This is a genomic window from Mycobacterium mantenii (assembly GCF_010731775.1).
Taxonomy (GTDB): Bacteria; Actinomycetota; Actinomycetes; order Mycobacteriales; family Mycobacteriaceae; genus Mycobacterium; species Mycobacterium mantenii.
This window is the reverse complement of record NZ_AP022590.1, coordinates 3849179-3875242: the sequence shown is the minus strand read 5'-3', so window position 1 is coordinate 3875242 and position 26064 is coordinate 3849179. Positions and strand designations below refer to the sequence as shown.

Sequence of the window (26064 nt, the reverse complement as noted above, 5' to 3'; positions counted from 1 at the left end):
CGCGGCTAGGTGAAGTCCAGGGCCTCGACCGTGGCAACCGGGCCTTCGTGGGTGGGCCGGTTCGCGCCACCGATGCAGTAGACGGTGTTGCCCACCGTTGCGACCACCTCGGCGTGGCGCGGCGTGGGCATGGGACGCAGGGTGGTCCAGGTTCCGTCCGCGATGTCGTACATCTCGGCCACCCCCAGCACCTGCGTCGGCTCCTCACCGCCGACCACCAGGATTCGGCCATCGATGAACGTGGCGCCGTAGCTGCCACGGGGGGTCGGCATGTCGATCCCCTTGGTCCACGCCCCGGATTGCGGGTCGAACCGTTCGAACGCCGCGGAGTTCTTGTCGGACGACAGGAATCTTCCGCCGACCGCGTACACGTAGGTGCCGTCCGACACCGCCGCCAGATGTTCGCGCGGGGTGGGCATGTTGGCGGCGTCGTGCCACGAGTTGCCGTCGAAGACCTCGGTCTGCGGGACGAGTTGCTTGGCGTTCTGACCGCCGATGGCGACGAGCTTGTCCCCGGCCACGGCGGCCGCCAGTGCCGCGCGGGCGTGGGTGAGGCCGGGCAATTCGACCCACTTGCCGCCGCGCAGCGCGAACACCTTGTTGGACGCCTGGGTGAGGTCGCTGCTGGCGCCGCCGAGCACCACCACCTCGCCGCGATAGGTTGCCGCCGCGGCGTGGTGCAGTGGGATGGGCAGCGCGGGTTGCGTCTGCCAGACGCCGGTGCGCGGGTCAAAGCTTTCGACCGTCTGCAGCGCGACTCCGTCGCGCAGGCCGCCGACGATCCAGATCTTGTCGTCGAGCACCGTCCATGCCGTTATCAACCTCGCCGTCGGCGCGTCCGGCAGGGAACGCCACTGCGCCGCCGGCTGGATCTGGCGCGCCGGCAGCTGCAGTGCCTCCGCCGACGAGGTCGCCTGCCCGTCGCCGACATCACTCGAGCCGCCGATGGCGTACACGGCTTGTCCCACTGCGTCGACCGCCATGCCGTGTCGCGCCGTCGACATGTCCGGCAAGCCGCCCCACGTATTGGTGGTCAGATCGAGTACCGAGACGCTCTTGAGGACTTGCCCCGCCGACTGCCCCCCGGCGGCGACCAGGCGCCGATCGACTAGTGCCGCGCCGAGGTCGCCGCGCGGTTGGGGAAGGTCGGGCAGGCGCGTCCAGCTTTTCGCGGCGGGGTCATAGGCCTCGACCGTCGGCAGGTCGGTGGTTCCGTTGCTGCCGCCCACCGTGTAGACAAGCTTTCCGTCCGACGCCGCGGCCAGCATCTGCCGGGGAGTCGGTATCGGGGTGCCCAGGGTCCAGGCGTTGCCGTCGAAGATCTCGACGGTATTCAGCAGCGCACCGTTGGAATCGACCCCGCCGGCGACGATGATGCGTCCACCCACCTCCGCCGCCGCCGCTGCCGCCCGGGGCTGCAACATGTGGGGCAGCTCGACCCAGTGGCTGTTGACCACCCGCCAAACCTGGTCGGTGGCAACCTTTTGCGGCCCTGCGGTGCGCCAGCCCCCGAGCACGATCGGGTTGCCCTGCCAGGTCACCGACATCGCGTGCTGAACCGGAACCGGAAGATCGTCGCCGCTTTTCCAGCTGTCGATCACGGGGTCATAGCCCTCGTGGTTTGCGACGAGGGCGCGGTTGCTGCCCAATCCGCCGAAGATCCAGATGGTGCCGTCGGCCTGCGTGGTTGCCGCCGCCTGGCGCGCGATGCGTGCGTTCGTGATCGGCCGCCACTTCACCGTCGGGCCGCTCGGTTGACTCGCGGCGGCGTTGTGGTGTCTGTTGCCCTGCGTGAGCAGAACGTAGACGCCGCTGCCCAGCACCAGCACGGCCACGATGATCGCCACCCCGATCAACGGCGCCGTCACGCGGTTCCGCTTCTTGCCCGACGAACTCAACCACGCCACCGCCCCGGCGGCCGGCCCGCGCCGCGCGACCTCAGGTGGGTCCGCAGAACCCGACGACGTGATCGCGTCGGTGACGCTGGTGTGCTCGGCGATCGCCTCGGTGGGCTCAGATGTGTTCGGCGCAGAGGGAACTGGCCTCCGTGTGTCTGACGAGGGACCGTGTCGTGCGGAGTGCTGCGCGCCGGGCGGCCGCGACGATGCCGCCGTGTTTCCGCGATCGTTGAGCGGGCTGATCAGAGAGGTGGCGCTTTCGGAGTCGGAATTCCTTTGGCCGGGTTTGGCGATCCGCGGCGGTCTCGACGCCGGTGTGGCCGTTGTCCCGCTACGGCCGCCGGGCGACAGGGTCCGCGCCTTCGAGGGACCCGACCAGGTGCCCATCGTGCTCCCCGAACCGGCACCGACGGCGGTGATGGCCATGGCGTCGGGCTTCAATCCGTTGCGGCGCTGACTTTCCTGCAACGCGCGACCGAACTCCGCCGCCGAGGCCGGCCGTTCAACCGAGTCGGGCGACATCGCCATCTCGATCGCCAGACACACCGCGTCGGGGATTCCACTGGGACGCAGGTCCGGGACCCGCGAGCTGTTGATCCGCGTGTAGTGCGCAAGCAGGTCTTCGCCGCCGCGGCGCTCGTAGGCGGCGATGCCGGCGATGAGCGAATAGATGGTGGCACCAAGGGAATACACGTCGCTGCCGACCGTCGCGGGATCGCCCGCCATCACCTCGGGCGCAAGGTAATCGATTGTGCCGGAGAACAATCCGGCCGCCGTCTCATACCCCCCGGCGACGTGGGCGGTCCCGAAATCGGTCAATTGGGGTTCGCCGTAGTCGTTGACGAGCACGTTCGCCGGCTTGATATCGCGGTGCAGGGTGCCGCTCAGGTGTGCGGTTTCCAGTGCGCCGGAAAGCTTCACCCCGATCCGCACCGCCTCCGGCCAGGCGATGGGTCCCTCGCGCTGCACCCGTAGACCCAGCGAACCCGCGGGGCAGTACGACATGACGATGTAGGGGCGGCCTCCGGGGGTCACGCCGACCCGCAGGATATTGACGATGTTCGGATGTCCCGAGAGTCCGCCCATCGCGTAGCCCTCGCGGAGAAATCGTTCCCGGCTCGCCTCGTCTATGAAGGTCGGTAGCACCTTGATGGCCACGTTTCGCCTCAGCGCCGTCTCGCGGCAGCAATAGACCACTCCGGCGGCGCCCCGGGCGATTTGGCGCGCGTTGTCGAATCCGGCCGCGGCTAACTCCGCCACGATCTCGCTCGGTCCCGGCGCCCGGGCGCGAGCCTTGGGTCTTTCAGCCATTACCTGGCCCCAACTTCCCAGGCGACTTATGAATCGGGGTCAAGCGTAGCGAACATTCAGCCGCCGTCTGAAGGATTCAGAACACCTCATTTGACGGCGCGACGCGCTGCCCGCCGGACCCGCGGGGACGCTTTTCTCAGCCGTTGGTCAATGGATGCGCGCGCTGCCCCCGAGGCCGATCTCGAGCACGCTTCCGGTGATGACCCCGGGGTCGGTGACCAGATAGAGCACGCCGCGGCTGACGTCCTCGGGTTGCAGCCAGGGCTGCGGTATGGGGTTGGCTTTCGTCATCCGGCGCACCAAGTCGTCGGGGACGTCATCGCTTCCGGTGGGTTGCACCATCGGTGTCTGGGTTGTGGTCGGGCAGACGACGTTGATCGTGATGCCCTCCTTGGCGACCTCCAGGGCGGCGGACTTCGCCAGGCCGATGACGCCCCACTTGGTGGCGTTGTAGGCGGCCAGCTCGGGGATGCCCATGCGGCCGCCCATCGAGGAGGTCACCACGATCCTGCCGAACCGCTGCTGCCGCATCACCGGTATGGCGGCCCGCAGGACGTGAAACGCGCCGGTCAGGTTCGTGTCGATCAGCTGTTGCCACACCACGTCGCTGACGTCTTCCAGCAGCCCGGTGCTGACGATTCCGGCGTTGGCCACCACGATGTCGAGGCTGCCCATGTCGGCGACCGTCTGCTTGATCGCGGCGCCGACGGCGGCCGAATCGCGCACGTCCAGGGTGAGCGGCACGCACCGCCGGCCCAGCTCCTCGACCAGCTTGGTCGTTTCCCGCAGGTCATCCTCGGTGCCCAAGGGGTAGGTCAGGTCCGTCATCGCGGCCGGCGCGTCGGCGACGACGATGTCGGCTCCTTCGCCCGCCAGCGCCAACGCGTGTGCGCGGCCCTGCCCTCGAGCTCCGCCGGTGATAAAGGCCACGCGTCCATCCAAGGCACCCATGGGGTAAAGCTACCAGCGGGTTAGGCGCATGCCGGTGCGCCGGGTGGGGTTATGAAACCGATTGCTGTGGGCGGGGTTTGGGTGCTGCACCGGCCTGAGCGGACCGTCAGGCGCGACGACCCGCTCGGGTCGCACGCGCTGATCGAAAAGTGGAGCCGATGACGGGAATCGAACCCGCGTATTCAGCTTGGGAAGCTGATGTTCTGCCATTGAACTACATCGGCACAGTCGCCTCAGCAGGCTAGCATCCGGCGCCGCGGATGCCGGTCCGTAAGGGCGGCCTCGCGACGACCGTCGCCCGCGGCGTCGTACCAGCGCCACGACCAAACATCGCCGCCGGCTTGCTACGCCACCAATGCCCGAATCTAAGCGGGCTATGGCGCGATTCTTAACGGGCCCGCATTTATTATTTCGTTATCGCAACGTAATGTGCTCGGGATGGGTCGACACGAATTAGCCAGGAAGCGCCGCAAACCGTCGGTGTCCCTGGCTGCGGTGCTCGCACCCGCCCTGGCGTTCTTCGCGGTGTCGGCGGACGTACACCCATTTGCGCACGACGACGAGGCCAAATCCGTTGTCCAGCACGCCGCCCCTTGCTGCGTGGAAATCGTGACCGCGGCGTCGAATCGGCTGATTAAGGGATTCGCTGACGGCGAGCCCGCCGCGGCGTCGCGGTATCACACCCGGGCCCGGTTCCTGACCGCCGACATCGCATCGGAACAGGGCATGCAGATCCGCACGATCCTGACCGCGCGCAGCATCACCGCCGACTTCCCCCAGATCCACGAGATCGGCGGAGTGCGGCCGGATGCGCTGCCGTGGCACCCCCTCGGCCTGGCGCTCGATGTGATGATTCCCAATCCGGAGTCGGCCGAGGGCATCGCGTTGGGCGATGCGATCGTCGCCTACGTGCTGCAGCACGCCAACCGGTTCGGCATCCAGGATGCGATCTGGCGGGGCGTCTACTACACGCCCGGCGGCGCGCAGCCTAGCCGGCTCGGGCACTACGACCACGTGCACGTCACGACCTTCGGGGGCGGGTATCCCAGCGGCAACGAGGTCTATCTCCGCTGAACGCGTTCGGCAGCGGCTAGGCTCGTCGCGTGCTGCTCTCCGATCGCGACCTCAGGGCCGAAATCACCACCGGGCGGCTGGGCATCGACCCGTTCGAAGCCAGCCTGGTGCAGCCGTCCAGCATCGACGTGCGGCTTGACTGCATGTTCCGGGTGTTCAACAACACCCGCTACACCCACATCGACCCGGCCAAGCAACAGGACGAGCTGACCACCTTGGTCGAACCCGTCGCCGGTGAGCCGTTCGTGCTGCATCCCGGCGAGTTCGTGCTCGGCTCGACGCTGGAGCTCATCACCTTGCCCGACGACCTCGCGGGGCGCCTGGAGGGCAAGTCGTCGCTGGGCCGCCTCGGCCTGCTGACGCACTCGACCGCCGGGTTCATCGACCCCGGCTTCAGCGGTCACATCACGCTGGAGCTGTCCAATGTCGCCAACCTGCCGATCACGCTCTGGCCGGGCATGAAGATCGGTCAGCTGTGCATTCTGCGGTTGACCAGTCCTGCCGAACACCCTTACGGCAGTAAGCAAGTAGGTTCGAAGTATCAGGGCCAGCGAGGACCGACCCCGTCGCGCTCCTATCAGAACTTCATAAGGACTACATAGGTTCTGAGGGGCTCTCGCGTTCCCCTTCTGCGCGATACTTAGTTAGCCGTGGTTTTTTCCTCCGCCTGGCCATGGTTCATCGTGCAATACCTTTGGAGGGGTTTGTATTGGATATCGTGCTCGGGGTGTCGATGGCACCGTCATCGATCCAAATGGTCGTCCTGGAAGGCGAATACGCCGACGGCGCCACGGTGGAAGAGGACACATTCGACGTCACCGACGCCGACGATCCGGCCACCGCGACCGGGCCCGACCAGGTGATATCGGCCATCCTCGGCACCCGCGAAGGCGCGGTCGACGCGGGCCTTGAGCTGTCGTCCATCGGCGTGACGTGGACGGATCACCTCGAAGCCGCGGCGTTGCGCGACGCGCTGGCCGCTCACCGGATCGACAACGTGATGCTGGTCTCGGCCTTCCTGGCCGCGGCCGCGCTGGCGCAAAACGTCGGCGGGGCAATGGGTTACGAGCGCACTGCCGTGCTGCTGGTGGAGCCCGACACCGCGACGCTGGCGGTGGTCGAGACCTCTGACGGTTCCATTCCGGACGTCTACAAGCAACAGATCCACGCCGAGTCCTACGGCGACGCCGCCGAGCAGCTCAGCGCGATGGTCGGCGGGATGGAGAAGCTGGAACTCCCGCCGGGCGGGCTGTTCCTGGTCGGCTCGGGCATCGACGTCGCGCCGTTGAAACCTGTTTTGCAGTCGACGACGTTCCTCGACGTGAGTGTCGCCGAGGAGCCGGAGACGGCGTTGGCCCGCGGTGCGGCCCTGGCGTCGGCGAACGCGCCGCTGTTTGCCTCGTCGACGGCCGCGCTGGCCTACGCGCAGGACCCCGGCACCGGCGCGGTCGACCAGTACTCCCTTCCCGAATACCTCTATGTTCCGTTGGGGCCGGAGTCCGGTGACGACGAGCTCGCCTATAGCGCGGTGGGAGACGACGACGCCGATTCACCGACCGTCGTCATCGAGAAGCTCTTCCTTCCCGAAGAGAGCCAGCCGAAGCGGCGGCCGGTCCTGCTGGTCGGCAGCGGCCTGGCGGTGGTCGGTATCAGCGCGGTGCTGGCGCTCGAGATCGCGTTGGCGATCGGCATCCGCACGACGGGAACCGTTGCGCTGCAGCCCACCCCGGGCCAGCACCTCATTGTCCCCGAGCAGGCCCCGGCCCCGGCTCCGGTGCAGGCGTCCGAACCGCTGGCGAAGCTCAGCCAGCCCGCCCCGGTGGCGGCACCCCAGCCGTTGAGCCCCCCGGTCGCCGCGCCGGTGCCCGCGGTTCCGCCACCCGCGGCCCCTCCGCTTCCCGCCGCCCCGGTTGTCCCGGCCCCCGTTGTGGTCCCGCCGGTCCCGGTTCCGGTGCCGGTCCGCATCCCGCTTCCCAACCCGGTCGACAACCCCCCGCAGCTGGCGGTCCCGCCGCACCTGTCCATCCCGCAACCGGTGCAGCCCCAGCCGCCGGTGCACATCCCTCAGCCGCCGTCGCCCCCGCAGGCCGGCGGCAGCGTTCCGCAATCACCGCCGCACCAGATGCCCCCGGGTGAAGGCACCCCTCCCAAGCCGAACGGCCCCGGTAACTACGGCGGCGGCCATAATCCGTCGCCGGGTGAGAGCGGTCCGGGCGGTTCCGGTGGTTCGGGTGGCGGGCACGTTCCCACGCCGGGTTCGGGTGGACCGGGCGGCCACGTGCCCACGCCGGGTGAGAGCGGCCCGGGTGGTTCGGGTGGTTCGGGTGGCGGCCATGTTCCGACACCGGGCTCGGCTGGCGGGCACGTGCCCACCCCGGGTTCCGGCGGACCGGGCGGCCTGGGCGGCGGCCACGTGCCCACCCCGGGTTCGGGCGGTCCGGGTGGTTTGGGCGGCGGCCACGCCCCGGCGCCTGGTGGCGTTCCGGGCGGCTTGGGCGGCGGCCACGTTCCCACACCGCCCGCGGGCGGCCCCAGCGGCGGTGGCCTCGGCGGCTTCGGCGGCGGTCACGCGCCGGCCCCTGGTGGCGGTGGCTTCGGCGGCTTCGGCGGCGGTCACGCGCCGGCCCCTGGTGGCGGTGGCTTCGGCGGCTTCGGCGGCGGCCACGGCGGTGGCGGCTTCGGCGGTGGCGGTGGGGGCGGCGGCCACCACTAGCCCGGTTTGCCAAGCAACCCACAGTGATTGGCGCTTACCCCTGCCTAGATCACGCGGGTAAGGTTGGGATATTGAGGCTGGCCAAAAAATATCGCCTCACCCGCCAGAATTTCATCAGCCCAGCAATATATGCGGGCACGCGGGCCACGCATTGCTGCGGCGGGAAATCCCTGGTGATCGCTGAATAGTGGTGCTGCCGATGGGGGGCATTGAGCAGCGCAGCGAAATGAGCAGGGGAGCCTAACGGTGGTGGGCATCGTGCTCGGCGTCTCGATGACGCCGACGAAGGTGCGCATGGTGCTGGTCGAAGGCGAATGCGCCGACGGGGTCACCGTCGACGAGGACGACTTCGACGTCGACACCCAACGCACCGCCGCGCCCGGCACTGCCCCCAACGAAGTGGTCTCGGCGATTCTCGGCACCCGGGAAGGCGCCACCGAGGGCGGCTACCAGCTGCTGTCGACGGGTGTGGCCTGGACCGATCACGTCGAGGCGGCGATGCTGCGCGACGCGCTGATCGCCCACAAGGTCGAAAACGTCATGCTGGTCTCGGCGTTCATGGCCGCGGCCGCGCTGACGCAGGCTGTCGGCGACGCCACCAACTACACGCGCACCGCGTTGCTGTTCGTCGAGCCGTACAGCGCAACCCTGGCCGTGGTCGACACCGCCGACGGTTCGGTCTCGGAGGTGCGCCGCAGGGTCCTCGCGGACGACGAGGACGAAGCGGTAGCCGAACTCGTCGACATGGCCGCCGCCGAGGCGCTCGAAACGCATCCGGAAGGCCTGGTTCTGGTCGGTTCCGGCGTCGACATCCCGCTGATCAAGCCGGCGTTGGAGGCCGCGACCTCACTCGAGTTGTCCGTGCCCGACGAGCCGGAGATGGCTCTGGCGCGAGGCGCCGCGCTGGCGGCCGCGAATGCGCCGCTGTTCGCGTCGTCGACGGCCGCGCTGGCCTACGCGCTGGATCCGGGCACCGGAGAGGTCGACCCGCTCGTCCTCGCCGGACAATATCCCGGCCTGGTGCCGGGATATCGGCCCGAATACCGCAGCCACATCGCGGCTCTGGCCGCCGACGTCGATCAGGGCAAAACCAACGTCGCCTACAGCGCCGTGGCCGACGATGACGCTGACGCCAAAACCCTCATCGGCCTGGACGAACGCGCCCGCCGGCGCAAGTCTCTCCTGCTGGTCAGCAGCACGTTGGCGGTGATCTTCATCGCCGCGGTGGTGGCCCTGGAAATCGCGCTGGCGATCAGCATTCGCCCGACCGTTGCCTTGCGGCCAAGCCCCAACGAGAACATCGTCGTCCCAGCCCCTACGCCGGCGCCGCCCAAGCCTGGGCCGCCAGTGCAGGCTCAGCCGAAAATTGCGCCGCCGCAGCCGTTGGCCGCGCCACGCCCCGTCGCACCGCCGGCTCCCATCGCCCCGCCGCCTCCCGCCGCTCCGCCCATACCGGTCCTGCCACCCCCGGTGTTCGTCCCGCCGCCCCGCCTGCCGGTCCCCGGGCTGGGTGGTGGCCACGGCCCCTTCGGTAATCAGGGTCCGTTTGGCGGTCACGGCCTCTTTGGCGGTCACGGATTTGGCGGCGGCCATGGTTTCGGTGGTGGTCATGGTTTCGGCGGCCACGGCTTCGGGGGTGGTCACGGCCACAGGTAGCGCGTTCGCCGTTCACGGACGTACCTGACCCGGCGCGCTAGGGTGGCGAATTGGGGGTGTGGCCGCGGCAGAACTGTCTGTGAGTTCGGTTACCTCTCAAACATGGCACAGCAACCAATTTCGGATGATCTGGAGGAGCGGTGGATGTCGTACTTGGCGTGTCTATGGCACCTGAGACAGTCCGCATGGTGCTCATCGAAGGTGAAGCCGCCGGCGGGGTGACTGTCGATCAGGACGGTTTTGATGTCGCGGGTGATGAAAGCCCTGTCGCCGCAGCGAATCACGTCGTCGCAGCCATTCTCGGAACCCGGGACAGCGCCGCCCAGGGCGGGTATCGGGTCAAATCCAGCGGGGTGAGCTGGACCGACCCCGTCAAGGCGGCGGCGCTGCGAGACGCGTTGAAGTCACGCAAGATTGAGAACGTGATGCTGGTCTCGGCGGTCATGGCCGCGGCCGCGCTGGCGCAGGCCATGGGCAGCGCCACGAACTGGGCCCGCACCGCGTTACTGCTCGTCGAGGCAAGCAGCGCGACCCTGGCAGTCGTCGACACCTCCGACGGGACGGTCACCGACGTGCACCGGCACCCGCTGCCCGGCAGCGACGACGCCGCGCTGGCGAAGCTGACCGCGATGGTCTCGGACGCCGAGTCGATGAGCGCGCGACCCGACGGGGTGTTTCTGGTCGGCTCGGAGGTCGACATTCCGTCGATCAAGCCGACGCTCGAGGCGGCGACCGCGCTGTCGGTGACCACACCCGAGGAACCCGAGATGGCCCTGGCACGCGGCGCCTCGCTGGCCGCGGCGAACGCGAGACTGGGAGCGCCGCGCACGGTGGCGATGCCGGCCGCGCATACCGCCTCGGTCGCTGCCGTCGAACTCGCGTACAGCGCCGAAGACGACCCGGCATCCGATGCCCATGCCGACGCCCCGTCTCGCCGGCGGCGCAGCCGCAAGTCGATCTTGACGATCGCCGCCGTGACGACGGTCTTCGTCGGCGGCATCGTGGCGTTGGCGCTGGCCCTCGTCTTCGGTATCCGCCCGCACGCGGACCAGCCGCCCGACGTCAGCACGAACGTCGTCGCGCCGCAGAATCCGGACGCCGGCCCGACGGGCCCGCCCTCGCCGCCGGCAGCGCCGGAACCACCGTCGCCGGCGCCGGTGTCGCCACCGCCCCAGGCGCCGGCGTCGCCACCGCCCCAGGCGCCGGCGTCGCCACCGCAACCCTCGCCTCATTCCGACGACCATCAACTTTGGGAGGATTGGCTGCAACGCCACCTGGGCACGGGAATTCCGTCCCCGTAGACCGGGGCGCGGTCCGGTCCGGGCCGGTACCCGAGTGCCGAACAAGCGTAAAATCGGGTTTTTAGGGGAATAACGGTGGGGACTTAGCGATGTTTCGCGCCATCAGACCGTGCGCCGAGCCCGCCCCCGCCGTGAAAGGCTAGCAACCGACTATTGGAGGAGCTTTGGACACCGTACTTGGTGTGTCGATGGCGCCGACGGCAGTCCGGATGGTGCTGGTCGAGGGGGAAAACGGCGACGGCGCGACCGTCGATGAAGACAATTTCGACGTCGCCGCGGCCGCTGATGCAGCAACGGTAACCGCCTCGGACCAGGTAGTCTCGGCCATCTTGGGGACCCGTCAAGGCGCGGCAGAAGGCGGCTATCAACTGGCGTCGACCGGCGTCACGTTCACCGATCCCCTCGAAGCCGCCGCGTTGCGCGACAAGCTGGCCGCCCACAAAGTCGAAAATGTGATGCTCGTCTCGGCCTTCTTGGCCGCGGCGGCGCTGGCCCAGGCGGTCGGCCACCAGACCAACTACGCGCAGACGGCCCTGCTGTACATCGAGCCCGACACCGCCACGCTAGCGGTCGTCGACAGCGCGGACGGATCGATCGCCGATGTTCGGCGCCAAGTCCTCCCTGAAGACGACGAGGCGGCCGTCGCCGAGCTAGCCCGTCTGGTCTCTGGCGCGGAGAATATGGAAAGCCGGCCGGATGCCGTGTTCGTCGTCGGCTCCGGCATCGACATCCCGATGATCAAGCCCGCCCTGGAGGCGGCGACCACGCTGCCGCTGACGGCGCCCGAGGAACCGGACACGGCGCTGGCCCGCGGCGCGGCGCTGGCGTCGGCGCATGCTCCGCTGTTCTCGTCGTCCACCGCCGCACTGGCTTACGCGCAGGACCCCGGCACCGGCGCGATCAACCCGTTGGCCGTGGCGCCGGGCTACTTCGAAACCCCGGGCGAGGCCGGCGCGGACGGACTCGCGTACAGCGCCGTGCCCGACGACCCGGACGAGTTCTTCACCGGCTCGCACGCCGCGACGGACTTGGTCAGCGCGGACTACCCCGAGCGCCGCTCGTTCAAGCTGGTGGGAAGCGTGGTCGCGGGGATCTTCGTGATCGGCGTGGTGGCACTGGTCGTGTCACTGGCCATCGCCATCAGGCCGACGGCCAACGTGCAACCCAGCCCGAACCAGAACGTCGTCGTCGCGCCCACCCGGCCCGCTCCGGCTCCCGCGGCGCCGGCTCCGGAACAGGCACCCGCGCCGGCGGCGCCCGCCCCGGCAGCCGTTCCGCAGGCTCCCGCTCCGGCGCCGGAGGCGCCCGCTCCCGCGCCGGCGGCTCCGGCTCCCGCGCCGGCGGCTCCTGCTCCGGTCCCGGTGCCGGAGGCTCCCGCACCGGCGCCGGCGGCTCCGCCGCCCCCTCCGCCCGCGGTGGCGCCGATCCCGGTGCCCATTCCGCTGCCGATCCCGGGCCTTGGCGGGCCGGGCTTCGGTGGTCCGCCGGGAGGCGGACATGATGGCGGAGGACCGCACGGCGGCGGCGAAGGACCGCACGGCGGCGGCGGCTTCCCCGGAATTCCGGGCTTCGGCGGCGGCCACGGCGGCTTCGGCGGCGGCCACGGCGGATTTGGTCACTTCTGAGCTGGGCCTGACGGCGGCCACCTGTCATCTGCCGTTTGCCTCCCGCTTAGCCTCACGATGCAGTTAGCTCATCGGGGCCACCTACACCGGTTGTATGCGATGCACCGTGTTTGGCACGGGTTACCTCGGCGCCACCCACGCGGTCGGGATGGCGGCACTGGGACACGACGTGCTCGGGATCGATATCGATCCCGGGAAGGTCGCCAAGCTCGCCGGGGGTGACATTCCCTTCTACGAGCCCGGCCTGCGAAAGCTGTTGAAGGAGAACCTGGCCGAGGGCCGGCTGCGGTTCACCACCGACTACGACATGGCGGCCGACTTCGCGGACGTGCACTTCTTGGGGGTGGGCACACCGCAGAAGAAGGGCGAATACGGCGCGGATCTGCGCCATGTCTACGCCGTGATCGATGCGCTGGTGCCGCGGTTGACGAGTTCGGCGGTGCTGGTGGGCAAGTCGACGGTTCCGGTGGGCACCGCGGCCGAGCTGAACCAGCGGGCCGCCGCGCTGGCACCGCACGGTGTCGACGTCGAAATCGCCTGGAATCCAGAGTTCTTGCGTGAAGGCTACGCCGTGCAGGACACCCTCAATCCGGACCGCATCGTGCTGGGCATCAAACCGGAATCGACGCGTGCCGAGGTCGCCGTTCGCGAGCTGTACGGGCCGCTGCTCGACGCCGGGGTGCCGTTCCTGGTCACGGACTTGCAGACCGCGGAGCTGGTCAAGGTTTCCGCCAATGCCTTTCTGGCGACCAAGATTTCGTTCATCAACGCGATCTCCGAGGTATGCGAGGCCGCGGGCGCCGACGTCAGCCTGCTGGCCGATGCGCTGGGTTACGACCCCCGGATCGGACGCCAATTCCTCAATGCCGGTTTGGGTTTCGGTGGCGGCTGCCTGCCCAAGGACATCCGCGCCTTCATGGCGCGCGCCGGCGAGCTGGGGGCCGACCAGGCGCTGACGTTCCTGCGTGAGGTGGACAGCATCAACATGCGCCGCCGCACCCGGATGGTGGAACTGGCCAGCGCTGCCTGCGGTGGGTCGCTGCTGGGCGCGAACATCGCGGTGCTCGGTGCCGCGTTCAAACCCGAGTCCGACGACGTGCGCGACTCACCCGCGCTCAACGTCGCGGGTCAACTGCAGCTCAACGGCGCCGCGGTCAACGTCTATGACCCCAAGGCCCTGGACAACGCGCAACGCCTATTCCCGACGCTGAACTACGCGGTCTCGGTCGAAGAGGCCTGCGAGCGCGCGGATGCGGTGCTGGTGCTCACCGAGTGGCGGCAGTTCGTCGACATGGACCCCGACGACCTGGCCGACCGGGTGCGCGCCCGCGTCATCGTGGACGGCCGCGCCTGCCTGGACGTCGCCCGCTGGCAACAGGCGGGCTGGCGGGTCTACCGCCTCGGTGCGCCGCGGCCCTAGTTTTTGGTCGAGTCGCTGTTCGCCATTCGCCGCAGCTGCTTAGCCATGTCGCGGTCGTCTTGCGCGTATTGGCGATGCACGGCCGCGTGTTCGCGGTATTCGTCGCTGCGACGCTTGTCGCGTTCGGCTGCTTCTTCGTATGAGTCCGCGGTTCGATCGTGACTGGCCGCGGATTGCTCCACGCTCTGGGCTGCAGAGCGCTGGGCCGCCTGCGCTGCTTCGAGCGCGACCTCGGCTTTTTGACGGGCGCGGATAGCCGCTTCGGCGAGCTCGGCCTCGGCGAGTTCATCGGCGCTGGACAACGCTGTCCATATCGTTCGTGGGGATGGTTCAGCCGTCACGACGCCTTCCTTCGTTCGGTTGTGTCACCTATTCACCTTCGTATTCGGCCCGTTGCCTTGCGAATCGGCGTTCGCTGGCGGCCTGCTCTCGTTCAACCTTGGCCTGCTCACGAAGCGCCGCCTCACGGTGTCGTTCTCCCCTTTCGGCCGCCCGCCGCTTATCGTTCCGGATGTGACCTCCGGGATGATCCGGACCGCTTTCCAATTCGCGTTCGTTGGCCTCGCCTTCGCGTTCGTCCGCGAATCGTTCGTGCTCGTCGGCCAGCGTTTCGCGGTGATTGGCGAGAATGGCGCGTGACGCGAGGTAGCGCACCCAGCGCTTCACGCCCTCGGTCAGCTGCTCACGCCGGGCCACCACCAGTTCACGCTCTTGCGCGAGGTGTTCGTGCTCGTTCGCGATGCCTTCCCGCTCCTCGGCGATTCGTTCGCGCTCGAGCACCACGTTGTCGCGCTCCCGACTGGTGCGGAGAAAGGGCATAACCATGGTCGGCTCCGAGGGGGTCTGTGATGATGCGATCGCAGCACATCACCCGGTGCGTCGATAGGGACCAAATTCTCTTTCTGGCCAGTCCTTGGGTCGTGGGAATGGCGAGTAGCCTGACCGGCGTGGACTACGCCGGAGCATTCCTCGACGAGAACCGGGCCTTCGCGGAGCTTTTTCGCGATGCAGACGAGTCCACGCCGGTGCCGACCTGCCCGGACTGGACACTGCGGCAACTGTTCCGGCACGTCGGTCGCGGCGACCGCTGGGCGGCGCAGATCGTACGGGAAAAACTTGACAGCTACCTCGATCCCCGCACGGTCGAGGGCGGCAAGCCGCCGCCCGATCCCGCCGGCGCGATCTCCTGGCTGCGCGGCGGCGCTCAGCGGTTGATCGACGCCGTCGAGCTGACCGGAGTCCAGACACCGGTCTGGACGTTCCTCGGATCGCGCCCGGCGAACTGGTGGGTCCGGCGCCGGTTGCACGAGGTCGCGGTGCATCGCGCGGACGCGGCGATCGCGCTGGGCAGCGAGTTCACTTTGGCGCCCGACGTGGCCGCCGACGGCATCACCGAATGGCTGGAGAGGGTCGCGATCCAGGCCGGCGGCGAGGGGGCACCGCTTCCGCTCGAGGAGGGTGACACCCTGCACCTGCACGCCACCGATCCCGGCCTGGGGGAAGCCGGCGAGTGGACGATCGCCGTCGAGCAGGGCCGGATCGCCTGGTCGCACGAGCACGGCAAGGGCAGCGCCGCGCTGCGAGGCGGCGCGACCGAGCTGCTGCTGGCGATATTGCGACGACGAGCGCTGGCCGATACGGGTGTGCAGCTGTTCGGCGACGACGGGGTGTGGGAGCGCTGGTTGGACCGTACGCCTCTCTAGCCGCGGGCCGCACGGTACTTTGCACACCATGACCACATCGGAGATCGCCACCGTTCTGGCATGGCACGACGCCCTCAACACCGCCGACATCGACACCTTGGTCGCCTTGTCCAGCGACGACATCGAAATTGGCGACGCACACGGCGCGGCGCAGGGCCATCAGGCGCTGCGCAACTGGGCCACCTCGCAGCGGGCGACCACCCAGCTCGGCCAGATGTACGTGCACGACGGCATAGTCGTCGCCGAGCAGAAACCCGGCGGCCCCGACGGCCCGGGGGCGGGCACCAACGCCTTGGCATTTCGCGTCGTCCGCGACCATGTCACCTCGGTGTTCCGGCACGACAGCCTGGCGTCGGCGCTGGCGGCCACCGAGCTCACCGAGTCCGACGCCGTCGAATAGGCCCATTGAGGCATTAGGAGCCATCCATGCGCGGAATCATCTTGGCCGGCGGGTCGGGGACCCGCCTGCATCCGATCACCACGGGTATCAGTAAGCAGTTGCTGCCCGTCTACGACAAACCGATGGTGTATTACCCGCTCTCCACCCTGATGATGGCCGGAATCCGCGACATCCTGGTGATCACCACCCCCCATGACGCGCCCGGTTTCCAACGGCTGCTGGCCGACGGCTCGCAGTTCGGCGTCAACATCACCTACGTGACGCAGGAGAGGCCCGACGGTCTGGCCCAGGCGTTCGTCTTGGGCGCCGACCACATCGGCACCGATTCGGTGGCTTTGGTGTTGGGAGACAACATCTTCTACGGTCCGGGCCTGGGTACCAGCTTGAGTCGCTTCCAATCCATCAGCGGGGGAGCGGTTTTCGCGTACTGGGTGGCCAACCCGTCGGCGTACGGCGTCGTCGAATTCAGCGACGACGGCAGGGCGCTGTCGCTGGAGGAAAAGCCCAAGACGCCGAAATCCAATTACGCCGTGCCGGGCCTGTACTTCTACGACAACGACGTGATCGAAATCGCGAAGGGCCTCAAGAAGTCCGCGCGCGGTGAGTACGAGATCACCGAGGTCAACCAGATCTATCTGAACCGCGGCCAGCTGTCGGTCGAGGTGATGGCCCGCGGAACGGCCTGGCTGGACACCGGCACGTTCGACTCGCTGCTGGACGCAAGCGATTTCGTGCGTACCCTGGAGCGACGCCAAGGCCTGAAGGTCAGCGTACCCGAGGAGGTCGCGTGGCAGCAGGGCTGGATCACCGACGAGGAGCTGGCCGAGCGGGCGCAGGCCCTGCTCAAGTCCGGCTACGGCGGCTATCTGCTGGACCTGTTGGAGCGGAACCGCTTTCAGTAGGCTTGGCCAGCACCGCGGCGATCGCCGTGGTCAGCGGCACCGACAGCGCCAACGCCATGCCCCCCACCGCCGAGCGGGCGATCTCGATGGCCACGCTCTCGCTGGTCAACACGTCGGTCAACGAGCGGTTGGCGACGCTGAACAGCAACAGCAACGGCAGCGAACTACCCGCGTAGGCCAGCACCAGCGTGTAGACCGTGCTGGCGATGTGATCGCGGCCCACCCGGATCGCGCCCACGAAGATCGCCCGCCGGGTGCCGCCGAGGTGGGCGAGCTCGAACACCGTTGACGCCTGGGTCACCGTCACGTCATTGAGCACACCCAGCGACCCGATGATGAAGCCGGCGAGCAGGAGGCCGCCGATCGACACATTGCCCAGATACGCGCTGACGGTGCTGTTCTGCTCGTCCGACAGCCCGGTCAGCTGCGCCAGTTGTATTGCTGCCCAAGACAATCCGGCCGCCAGCAGCAACGCTGACAGGGTGCCCAGCAGTGCGGCGCTGGTCCGCAGGCTGACCCCGTGGGCGAGATAGATGACCGCGTACAGGATGGCCGCCGACGCCACCAGCGCCACCGGGACCGCGGGCGCGCCGTCGCGCAGCGCCGGCAGCAGGAACGTCACCAGCACCGCGAACGCGACCACGATGCCCACCAGCGCGAGCAGCCCGCGCCACCGCGCCACCGCCACGATCACCACCGCGAACGCGATCGCCAAACCGACCAGCGCCCAGCCGCGCTCGAAGTCGTAGAACGCATAGCTGGTGGCGCCCTGCTCGTCGACTTGCCGGACCAGCCGAATGTGGTCGCCCACCGCGAATTTCGGTTGGCCGGGTCCGGGTGAGGACTCCAGCAGTGTCTGGGCACCGGCGTTGGGCCCGGAATCGATCGAGACCTGCGTCAAAACGCACCGCCCCGCGCCGGGCGGGGCCTGCTGCGGCGTGCCGGTGAGGACCTGACTGACCGACGGGCTGCCGCAGTCGCCCATCCCACTGGACAGCACGTGCCCGGCCTGCGTGCTCACCGCGCCGCCGGCCGCGTTCTGCAGCGGCATCGGGATGTCGACGTGCTGCCGGCTGGGCCAGAGCACAATCGCGCCGATGGCCACCGCCACGCCGATCGCGACCAGCAACCCGACGACGATCCTGGCCGGCAGCGAGTCAATCGGGGCCGGGCCGGACAGGCTGTGCGAGTGCGAGTGCGAGTGGGTGTGCGTCACCCGCTCTACCGTAGAGGCGGTCGCGCGGGTGCCTACGGCCGATAGCTGACCAGGAAGTTGCCCAGCCGCTCGATCGCGGCGGACAGGTCGCGGGCCCACGGCAGCGTCACGATGCGCAGGTGATCCGGTGCCGGCCAATTGAATCCGGTGCCCTGGGTGACCAGAATCTTCTCCTGCAGCAGCAGGTCGAGGACGAGCTGTTCGTCGTCGGCGATGTCATAAACCTCGGGGTCGAGCCGGGGGAAGGCGTACAGCGCGCCCTCGGGCTTGACGCAGGAAACCCCGGGAATCTCGTTGAGTTTCTCAAACGCGACGTCTCGCTGCTCGAGCAGCCGTCCGCCGGGCAGCACCAGGTCCTCGATGCTCTGGTGGCCACCGAGGGCCACCTGTATCCCGTGCTGGGCGGGAACGTTCGGGCACAGCCGCATGTTGGCCAGCAGGTTGATGCCCTCGATGAAGCTCTCCGCGTGGTCCTTGGGGCCGGTGATCGCCAGCCAACCCGCGCGGTAGCCGGCGACCCGGTAGGCCTTGGACAGGCCGTTGAACGTCAGGCACAGCATGTCGTGGGCCAGCGTGGCCACGTTGATGTGCTTGGCGTCGTCGTAGAGGATCTTGTCGTAGATCTCGTCGGCGAGCAGCAGCAGTTCGTGCTTGCGCGCCAGCTCCACCATCTGGGTGAGCACCTCGCGGCTGTAGACCGCGCCGGTCGGGTTGTTGGGGTTGATGATGACCAGCGCCTTGGTGCGCTCGCTGATCTTGGATTCCAGGTCGGCGATGTCGGGCTGCCAGGCCTGCGTCTCGTCGCACAGGTAGTGCACGGGCGTGCCGCCGGCCAGGGACGTCGACGCCGTCCACAGCGGGTAGTCCGGCGACGGGATCAACACCTCGTCGCCATTGTCGAGCAGGGCCTGCAGCGTCATCGTGATCAGTTCGGAGCAGCCGTTACCCAGGTACACGTCGTCGACGTCGAACCGGGGGAACCCCTCGACCAGCTCGTAGCGGGTGACCACCGCCCGGCGCGCGGGCAGGATGCCCTGCGAGTCCGAATAGCCCTGGGCGTACGGCAGCGCCTGGATCATGTCGCGCATGATCACGTCGGGCGCCTCAAAACCGAACGGCGCCGGGTTGCCGATGTTGAGCTTCAGGATGCGGTGCCCCTCGGCCTCCAGCCGCGCGGCGTGCTGGTGCACCGGCCCGCGGATCTCGTACAGAACGCCCTGAAGCTTGGACGACTGCGCGAAAGTCCGCTGCGGCCGGTGATGAGCCGACGGGTGCAGAGGCAGGTGATGGGTGGTCACACCACTAATGGTGCCATCTCTGTCCACTGAAATTTGCTGGCACGCGTCAAAGACGCAGGTCAGCGCTTCCCCGGAGGACGCGCTCCACGTGCGATGCCCAGGCCTTTGACCGGTGGCTGCGACGTTGCGCCGTCGCCATCGGCCTGTTTTGCCGGCTCCGCTTTCGGCGCCGGTTCGGATTCGGCCTCCGCCTGTTCGGCGGGCTGCGCCTCGGCCTTGGGTGCGTCGTCTTTGGGCGCCTCGGCCTTGGGCGCCTCGGCTGCCGGCGCCGCCTTCTTGGCGCCGGGCCGCTTGGCGCCCGCGGCGATGCCCAACCCCTTGACCGGCGCGGCGGGTGCCTTGGCTTCCGCCTTGTCCTCGACCTTGGCTTCCTCGGCGGCCGGTTCGGCCTGCGGCGCCGACTCGGCCTTGGGTGCCTCGGCCGCCGGTGCGGCCTTCTTGGCGCCGGGACGCTTGGCACCCGCGGCGATGCCCAATCCCTTGGCGGGGGCGGCGGGGGTCTCGGAAGGCTCCGCGGCGGCCTCGGTCTTGGCCTCGGCCTGAGCGGGAGCAGCCGCCTTCTTGGCGCCGGGCTTCTTGGCGCCGCCGGCGATGCCCAGCCCCTTGGCGGGGGCGGCGGGTGCGGACGCCTCGGCTTTGCCTTCGGCGGGTTCGGCCGCCGCCTTCTTGGCGCCGGGCTTCTTGGCGCCGCCGGCGATGCCCAACCCCTTGGCGGGGGCGACGGGGGTGGCCGCGGCCTCGGACTTCGGGGCCGCCTCGGCGGCCTCGGCGGGTGCCTCCTCGGCCGGCGCCTCGGCGGGCGCGGTTGCCGTGGCTGCCGAGGCCTTGGGCGCCTCAGCCGCCCGCTTCTCGGCCTCCTTGGCGGCCGTACCCTTCTCCGGCAGCGTCGCCTTGTCGTACTCGAGGGACCCCAGCAGGATCTGCGCGACGTCGAGCACCTCGACACCGCTGCGGCCGGCCTCTTCCTGGCGGTCGTTGACACCGTCGGTGACCATCACCCGGCAGAAGGGGCAGCCGGTGGCGATGGTCGCGGCCCCGGTGGCCAGCGCCTCGTCGACACGTTCGTGGTTGATGCGCTTGCCGATGTGCTCTTCCATCCACATCCGCGCGCCGCCGGCGCCACAGCAGAAGCTGCGCTCGGCGTGGCGCGGCATCTCGGTCAGGTTCGCCCCCGCCGCCCCGATCAGCTCGCGCGGCGCCTCATAGACCTTGTTGTGCCGACCCAGGTAGCAGGGGTCGTGATAGGTGATGTCCTGGGACACCGGGGTGACCGGCACCAGCTTGTTGTCCCGGATCAACCGGTTGAGCAGCTGGGTGTGGTGCAACACCGAGTAATTCGCGCCGAGCTGGCGGTACTCGCGGCCCAGCGTGTTGAAGCAGTGCGGGCAGGTGACGACGATCTTGCGGTCGACGGTCTCCACGCCCTCGAACAGACCGTCGAGGGTCTCGACAGCCTGCTGCGCCAGCTGCTGGAACAGGAACTCGTTGCCCGAGCGACGGGCCGAGTCGCCGTTGCAGGACTCGCCGGTGCCGAGCACCAGGTACTTCACGCCGGCGATGGCCAGCAGCTCGGCGACGGCCTTGGTGGTCTTCTTGGCCTTGTCGTCGTACGCACCGGCGCAACCCACCCAGAACAGGTATTCGTAGCCGTCGAAGCTGTCGACGTCTTCGCCGTAGACCGGCACGTCGAAGTCGACCTCGTCGATCCAGCTGGTCCGGTCGGAGGCGTTCTGGCCCCACGGGTTGCCCTTGGTTTCCAGGTTCTTGAACAGCACGGACAGCTCCGACGGAAACTCCGACTCCATCATCACCTGGTAGCGGCGCATGTCGATGATGTGGTCGATGTGCTCGATGTCCACCGGGCACTGCTCGACGCAGGCGCCGCAGGACACGCAGGACCACAGCACGTCGGGGTCGATGACGCCGCCCTGTTCCTCGGTCCCGACCAGCGGCCGGTTGGCCTGCTCGGGGCCGGATCCCATGACGCGGCCGAAGCCGGATTCGGGAACGTGGTGGGCCTCGGCGTGCTTCTCGCCGGACAGCTCCTCGCCGATCCCGCCTTCCGGTGTGCTCTCGAGCGGGCTCTCCTTGTCGCCCAGGATGTAGGGCGCCTTGGCCATCCAGTGGTCGCGCAGGTCCATGATGACGAGCTTGGGGGAGAGCGGCTTGCCGGTGTTCCACGCCGGGCACTGCGACTGGCAGCGCCCACACTCGGTACACGTGGCGAAGTCGAGCATGGCCTTCCAGCTGAAGTCCTCGATCTTGCCGCGACCGAATTCGGCGTCGTCGGGTGGGTTTTCGAAGTCGATCGGCTTGCCGTCGTGTTCCAGCGGCAGCAGCGGGCCGAGCCCGTTGGGCAGCCGCTTGAAGATGACGTTGATCGGCGCCGTGAAGATGTGCATGTGCTTGGAGTGCAGCACGATGATCAGGAAGGCCAGCATCACCGCGATGTGCAGCAGCAGCGCCGTCGTTTCGATGATCTCGTTGGCGGGCTGGCCCAGCGGACGCAGGATGGCACCGAACAGCTGCGACAGGAAGGCCCCGTTGCCGTAGGGCAGGGTGTGGTTGTTGACCGCGGACCCGCGGACCAGGACGTAGGTCCACACGACGTTGAAGATCATGAACAGCACCAGCCAGGCGCCGCCGGTGTGGGAGCCGTAGAACCGAGACGAGCGGCCGTAGTCCTTCGGCTCGGTCCGCCACCGGATGATGGCGAAAGTGGCGATGCCGAGGAAGACGGCGGTGGCGAAGAAGTCCTGCAGGAAGCCCAGCGCGTCCCAGCGCCCGATGATCGGGATGTGGAAGTTGTCCTGGAACAGCAGCCCATAGGCCTCGATGTAGACCGTGAGCAGGATGAAGAATCCCCACATGGTGAAGAAGTGCGCCAGGCCCGGGATGGACCATTTCAACAGCTTGCGCTGACCGAAGACCTCGGAGACCTCGGCCCACACGCGTTTGCCGGGTTCGTCGGTGTGCCCCGGGGCCGGCTTGCCGGACGTGATCAGTTTGAACAGCCAAAGGACACGCCGTGCGGCGAGTGCGGCCACGACCAGAGTCATGCCCATGCCCACGATCAGCCTGATGAGCATCTGCGTCGTCACAGAAAGTCTCCCCAATGCATAGATAATTCGGCCTGTGCTTATTTGCCTGCTTAAGCCCCGCTCATAGTTGCATCTCCGCGGCTTTCAGCGCGAGAAAGGCTGCCCTAACTTGGGAGTTCACCGTGCCTCTGGCCTGCCGGTTAACATCCACTCGCCGAATGTGACGTTGGTCGAAGTGATGAGCGCCACCAAAATTCGCCGACCGACCGCCGAAGGACCTTGCCGAAATCCGCTGGCGGCCGGGCGTAATTCGTCGCGTCAGCGCCCGAACGGCGGTTGGAAGATCGGCGGCAGCGGCCGCACGCGGGTGGTCGTCGGCGCGGCGGTGGTGGTCGCCTGCGACGCCGTGGTGGGCTCGGCGGTCGTGGTCGTGGTGCTCGGCGGGGTCGTGGTGGTCGTCGTCGAAGACGGCGCCGGCGCGGGTGTCGTGGTAGTGGCCGGCGCCTCGGTGGACGGGGGCGGCGGCGCCGGGACCACAGTGACGGTGGTGCTGTCGTTCGGCCCGGTGATGGTCACCGTTTGTGGTGGTGCCGTTTGGCTGGACGGCGACGTGGGACCGACCGGACTGGACTTGGTGAGCAAAAGGTTGATCGCCAAAATCAGGGCCACCAGTACCGCCGCGCCCGCCGCGGCCACGCTCAACACCAGCGCCGTGCGCTTGTACCAGGGCAGCCGCCCCTGGCCGGCGGCGTAGCGGCTGCCGGTCGCGTCGTCGAATTGCCTTGCCTCGTTGGCGTACTCGCCCGTCGCGTCGCGGCCGGTGTAGGGCACCGGCTCGTCGTTGTCGGCGTCTTGCGACCAGGCCAGGGCGTCGTCCACATCGGTGGCCTGGGCGGCCCACGCCGCCTGGGTCATGTCCAGCCCGGAGGTGCCAACCATTTCGGTTGGCGTTTCCACCACGGCCGCCGCGGCGGTCGGAGCAACCCCCGACGCGTAATGCGGGCCGAGCGCCGCCGCGCCAAGGGCGGCGGCGAGCGCCGGCTGCGCGGTGCTGTGCACTGGCACCCCGAATCGCTGCGACAAGCGCGCCTTGATCAGTGGGATGCTCGCCCCACCACCGACGATCGCCACGGCGCCCAGCTTGCGAATTCCGTTGCGCCGCAACGACTCATCGACCGACGAAAGGAACCGGTCCAGCGGCGTCGAGAGCAGTTGCTCGAAATCGGAGCGGGACAGCTGGGCGGCGTCACCGGAAGCCCCGGCGATGGTCCCCACCGCGGCGGTCGACAGTTGCTCCTTGGCGCGCCGGCAGGCGCCGAGCAGACGGGCCTGCGACCCGACCCGCGCGGTGCCGCCGAGCATGGCGGTGCTGACGTCGGAGGCCAGCAGATGGTCCAGGACGAGCTGATCGATCGCGTCGCCGGAGAAATCGGTGTAGCGCGCCGCCGGCCCGACGGGCGCGAACCCGGCCTTGGCGTCCATCAAGGTGACGGTTGTGCCGCCGGCCCCGAAGTCGCACAGCGCAATAACACCGTCGGCCCCGAATCCCGGTGTGCCGCGCAGCGCCGCCAGCGCGGCCGTGGCGTCGGAAACCAGCATCGGGGCCACCCCGCCGCGCGCCAGATCCGACTGCGCGAAGAACTCCTCGCGCAGCGCGGTGAACTGGGCGTCAGACCAGTAGGCCGGCACCGCGATGGTGATCGGTGTCCCGTAGCCCACGGCGCGGGCCATGGCTTCGATCGCCTCGACCGTCAGCGCCGCACCGAGGTACGTGGTGCCGTCGGCCGCCACCAACGGCGCCCGGTCGCCGACGCGTTCGACGAACCCCCGCAGCACCAGGCCGGGTTCGGTCAGGTTCGGATTCTCTTCTGGCAGGCCAACTTCGGTGGGCCGCTGCTCGAAGAGGGTCAGCACGGAGCTGCGGGTGATCGGAACGCTGCCCGCCCGGGCGGCTACCAGGTTGGCCACCCCGATCGATAGCCCGAGCGCCTCGCTCATGTCCGCACCCCTGTGTCAGTCGTCCCGTTGCTGTCGCCCGGTGGTCCTCACCGTAACGAGCGTGGATTGCAGCGAGTGTAGGGCGTCGCCGGCGCTGCGCGGTGGAACCGTGTCGGGTTTGCCGCCCGCTCGCTAACGCAGGCCCGGCGGCACCGTCACCGGGTTCGGCACTCCCGGGATGGTGATCACCGACGGCAGCTGCGGCAAATGGTGATGATGCGACGGCTGCTGCGTCTGTCCTCCCGTGGGCTGCTGCTGCGTCGGCTGCTGCACGGGCGGCTGTTCGGCGCTGCTGCCCGGCGACGTCGTGGTGGTGGTCGCGGTAGTCGTCGGAGTCGTGGTCGTGGTGGTGGTAGTCGTGCTCGTCGTCGTTTTGGGGGTGTGGTTGACGGTCTCTTCCCCGTGGATGAGCTCGATGATGCCGAACACGATTAATCCGATCAGGACGACGACCGAGACCAGCCAGGCGATCAGCATCCCGGGCTTGCGATACCAGGGAGTCGGCTCGGCTTCCTGGTCAAACGGGTCGACGTCGCCGGCCTGCTCGAACCCCTCGGGCGGGGGAGCGGAGGGTGGAATTTCACCGGTCGGCGGCTGTTCGCTCACCCCGAAGTCGCCCTGCTGCGTCGGCCGATTGTGGAAGTCGTCGCGTGGGCCGTTGGATGCCACGGCACCGATGGTACTGACCGCACCTGCCAATGTGCTGATGCCGGCCCGGGCGGCGCGGCTGCGCGGTGCAGAACGTGGGCCGACGACCCTCGTTGGTGGTTAGGTCAAGGTCGTGGATTCCCTGGTGAAGTTGTTTCGGGACACGGTCGCGGCCCGGATATCGGTTTGCGTGGCCCTCGGCGTCGCCGTCGCTTTCGTGGTGGGCAACACCGCCGGTTGGCGTTTCGCGCTGGTCGGCTGGATCGTCACCGCGGGAACGTACGTGGTGTGGACCCACCTCAGCCTGCTCGGCATGGACGCCGAGCAGACCTGCCGATGGGCAACGCGGGAGGACCCGACCCGGTGGGTCGCCGACGCGGTCATCCTGTCGGCGAGCGTCGCGAGCCTGGGCGGTGTCGGCTACGTGGTGGCCGCGGGATCGCGGTCGGGACATTCGGCCGTGGCGGCCGCCGTCCTCGGCGTGTTGACCGTCGCGGCGTCCTGGCTCGCGGTGCACACGCTGTACACCGTGCACTACGCGCGGCTCTACTACTCGGATGATCCGGGCGGCATCAACTTCCACGACCCCGAGCCGCCCCGCTTCCGGGATTTCGCCTATCTCGCCTTCACCGTCGGGATGACCTACCAGGTGTCGGACACCGAGATCGGGCTGACCTCGATCAGGGCAACGGTGTTGCGCCATGCGCTGCTGTCCTACCTGCTCGGGGCGGTCGTCCTGGCCGTGACGATCAATTTGATCGCGGGGCTGGGCTCCAAGCTCTCTTGAGTCTTCTTTCGGCCGAAAATGGTTTTAGTACAATACGACTGATCGCCGCGTCACCTCGACTTTCGTGCAGTTCGTGACAGGCTCGTTCCGTTTCGCTATGGAAGTCAGGCGGCAAGCCCGTA

20 protein-coding genes and 1 tRNA gene are annotated in these 26064 nt (G+C 68.6%); 11 read left to right on the top strand and 10 right to left on the bottom strand.

Features of this window, described 5'->3' with window-relative positions; genetic code table 11:
* Window positions 1-5 precede the first annotated feature (5 nt).
* The 3 genes from G6N50_RS17525 to G6N50_RS17515 form a co-directional block, all read right to left on the bottom strand.
* Entirely contained in the window at window positions 6-3209 is a 3204-nt protein-coding gene (locus tag G6N50_RS17525; protein ID WP_083099855.1) for a serine/threonine-protein kinase, read from the bottom strand.
* A gap of 147 nt (window positions 3210-3356) precedes the next feature.
* Window positions 3357-4160, bottom strand: a complete 804-nt coding sequence (locus G6N50_RS17520) for a mycofactocin-coupled SDR family oxidoreductase (RefSeq protein WP_083099857.1) — start codon at window positions 4158-4160, stop codon at window positions 3357-3359.
* A 150-nt stretch (window positions 4161-4310) separates the two neighbouring features.
* A tRNA-Gly gene (locus G6N50_RS17515) sits at window positions 4311-4384 on the bottom strand.
* Between the two features lie 214 nt (window positions 4385-4598).
* On the opposite strand from G6N50_RS17515, the gene G6N50_RS17510 reads away from it, so the two are divergent.
* From G6N50_RS17510 to G6N50_RS17480, 7 genes are all read left to right on the top strand, one after another.
* Window positions 4599-5234 carry a hypothetical protein gene (locus G6N50_RS17510; protein ID WP_179970026.1) on the top strand — a complete coding sequence of 212 codons (636 nt, stop codon included), beginning with the start codon at window positions 4599-4601 and terminating at the stop codon, window positions 5232-5234.
* Between the two features lie 29 nt (window positions 5235-5263).
* Window positions 5264-5836 carry a dCTP deaminase gene (gene dcd, locus G6N50_RS17505; RefSeq protein WP_083099860.1) on the top strand — a complete coding sequence of 191 codons (573 nt, stop codon included), beginning with the start codon at window positions 5264-5266 and terminating at the stop codon, window positions 5834-5836.
* A gap of 107 nt (window positions 5837-5943) precedes the next feature.
* Window positions 5944-7947, top strand: a complete 2004-nt coding sequence (locus G6N50_RS29745; protein WP_197748076.1) for a DUF7159 family protein — start codon at window positions 5944-5946, stop codon at window positions 7945-7947.
* Between the two features lie 246 nt (window positions 7948-8193).
* A complete protein-coding gene (locus G6N50_RS17495; protein WP_163650860.1) occupies window positions 8194-9603 on the top strand; it encodes a DUF7159 family protein in 1410 nt (469 codons plus the stop codon).
* Window positions 9604-9743: 140 nt separating this feature from the next.
* Window positions 9744-10904 (top strand): DUF7159 family protein, encoded by a 1161-nt coding sequence (locus tag G6N50_RS17490; RefSeq protein WP_083098474.1) that lies wholly within the window; start codon window positions 9744-9746, stop codon window positions 10902-10904.
* Window positions 10905-11068: 164 nt separating this feature from the next.
* A complete protein-coding gene (locus tag G6N50_RS17485) occupies window positions 11069-12529 on the top strand; it encodes a DUF7159 family protein (RefSeq protein WP_428838857.1) in 1461 nt (486 codons plus the stop codon).
* Window positions 12530-12623: 94 nt separating this feature from the next.
* On the top strand, window positions 12624-13949 hold the full coding sequence (locus G6N50_RS17480) for a UDP-glucose dehydrogenase family protein (protein ID WP_083098470.1): 1326 nt from the start codon (window positions 12624-12626) through the stop codon (window positions 13947-13949).
* Here G6N50_RS17480 and G6N50_RS17475 read toward each other — a convergent pair.
* Together G6N50_RS17475 and G6N50_RS17470 are read right to left on the bottom strand one after the other, a co-directional pair.
* Window positions 13946-14290, bottom strand: a complete 345-nt coding sequence (locus G6N50_RS17475) for a hypothetical protein (RefSeq protein ID WP_142275716.1) — start codon at window positions 14288-14290, stop codon at window positions 13946-13948. The genes G6N50_RS17480 and G6N50_RS17475 overlap by 4 nt on opposite strands.
* A gap of 28 nt (window positions 14291-14318) precedes the next feature.
* The gene (locus G6N50_RS17470; RefSeq protein WP_142275715.1) at window positions 14319-14774 is read right to left on the bottom strand and encodes a hypothetical protein; all 456 of its coding nucleotides are present in this window, start codon (window positions 14772-14774) and stop codon (window positions 14319-14321) included.
* Window positions 14775-14896: 122 nt separating this feature from the next.
* Between G6N50_RS17470 and G6N50_RS17465 the strand changes: the two genes are divergently transcribed.
* Genes G6N50_RS17465 through rfbA form a run of 3 tightly spaced genes read left to right on the top strand, consistent with a single transcriptional unit; the run spans window position 14897 to window position 16954 of the window.
* On the top strand, window positions 14897-15652 hold the full coding sequence (locus G6N50_RS17465; protein ID WP_083098486.1) for a maleylpyruvate isomerase family mycothiol-dependent enzyme: 756 nt from the start codon (window positions 14897-14899) through the stop codon (window positions 15650-15652).
* A 28-nt stretch (window positions 15653-15680) separates the two neighbouring features.
* Window positions 15681-16052, top strand: coding sequence for a nuclear transport factor 2-like protein (locus G6N50_RS17460; protein ID WP_083098464.1), 372 nt, complete (start codon window positions 15681-15683; stop codon window positions 16050-16052).
* Between the two features lie 26 nt (window positions 16053-16078).
* The gene (gene rfbA, locus G6N50_RS17455) at window positions 16079-16954 is read left to right on the top strand and encodes a glucose-1-phosphate thymidylyltransferase RfbA (protein ID WP_083098462.1); all 876 of its coding nucleotides are present in this window, start codon (window positions 16079-16081) and stop codon (window positions 16952-16954) included.
* Here the strand turns inward: rfbA and G6N50_RS17450 are convergent.
* The 5 genes from G6N50_RS17450 to G6N50_RS17430 all read right to left on the bottom strand — a co-directional run bounded on the left by G6N50_RS17450 (window position 16896) and on the right by G6N50_RS17430 (window position 25176).
* A complete protein-coding gene (locus G6N50_RS17450; protein ID WP_083098460.1) occupies window positions 16896-18170 on the bottom strand; it encodes a YibE/F family protein in 1275 nt (424 codons plus the stop codon). The genes rfbA and G6N50_RS17450 overlap by 59 nt on opposite strands.
* Before the next feature lie 32 nt (window positions 18171-18202).
* On the bottom strand, window positions 18203-19495 hold the full coding sequence (locus G6N50_RS17445; protein ID WP_083098458.1) for a pyridoxal phosphate-dependent aminotransferase: 1293 nt from the start codon (window positions 19493-19495) through the stop codon (window positions 18203-18205).
* Between the two features lie 32 nt (window positions 19496-19527).
* Window positions 19528-22569, bottom strand: a complete 3042-nt coding sequence (locus tag G6N50_RS17440; RefSeq protein ID WP_083098456.1) for a (Fe-S)-binding protein — start codon at window positions 22567-22569, stop codon at window positions 19528-19530.
* A 258-nt stretch (window positions 22570-22827) separates the two neighbouring features.
* The gene (locus G6N50_RS17435; protein WP_083098453.1) at window positions 22828-24507 is read right to left on the bottom strand and encodes an Hsp70 family protein; all 1680 of its coding nucleotides are present in this window, start codon (window positions 24505-24507) and stop codon (window positions 22828-22830) included.
* Window positions 24508-24639: 132 nt separating this feature from the next.
* A complete protein-coding gene (locus G6N50_RS17430) occupies window positions 24640-25176 on the bottom strand; it encodes a hypothetical protein (protein ID WP_083098451.1) in 537 nt (178 codons plus the stop codon).
* A 112-nt stretch (window positions 25177-25288) separates the two neighbouring features.
* Between G6N50_RS17430 and G6N50_RS17425 the strand changes: the two genes are divergently transcribed.
* Complete coding sequence (locus G6N50_RS17425) at window positions 25289-25942, top strand: DUF1345 domain-containing protein (RefSeq protein ID WP_083098450.1); 654 nt, start codon at window positions 25289-25291, stop codon at window positions 25940-25942.
* Window positions 25943-26064: the final 122 nt, after the last annotated feature.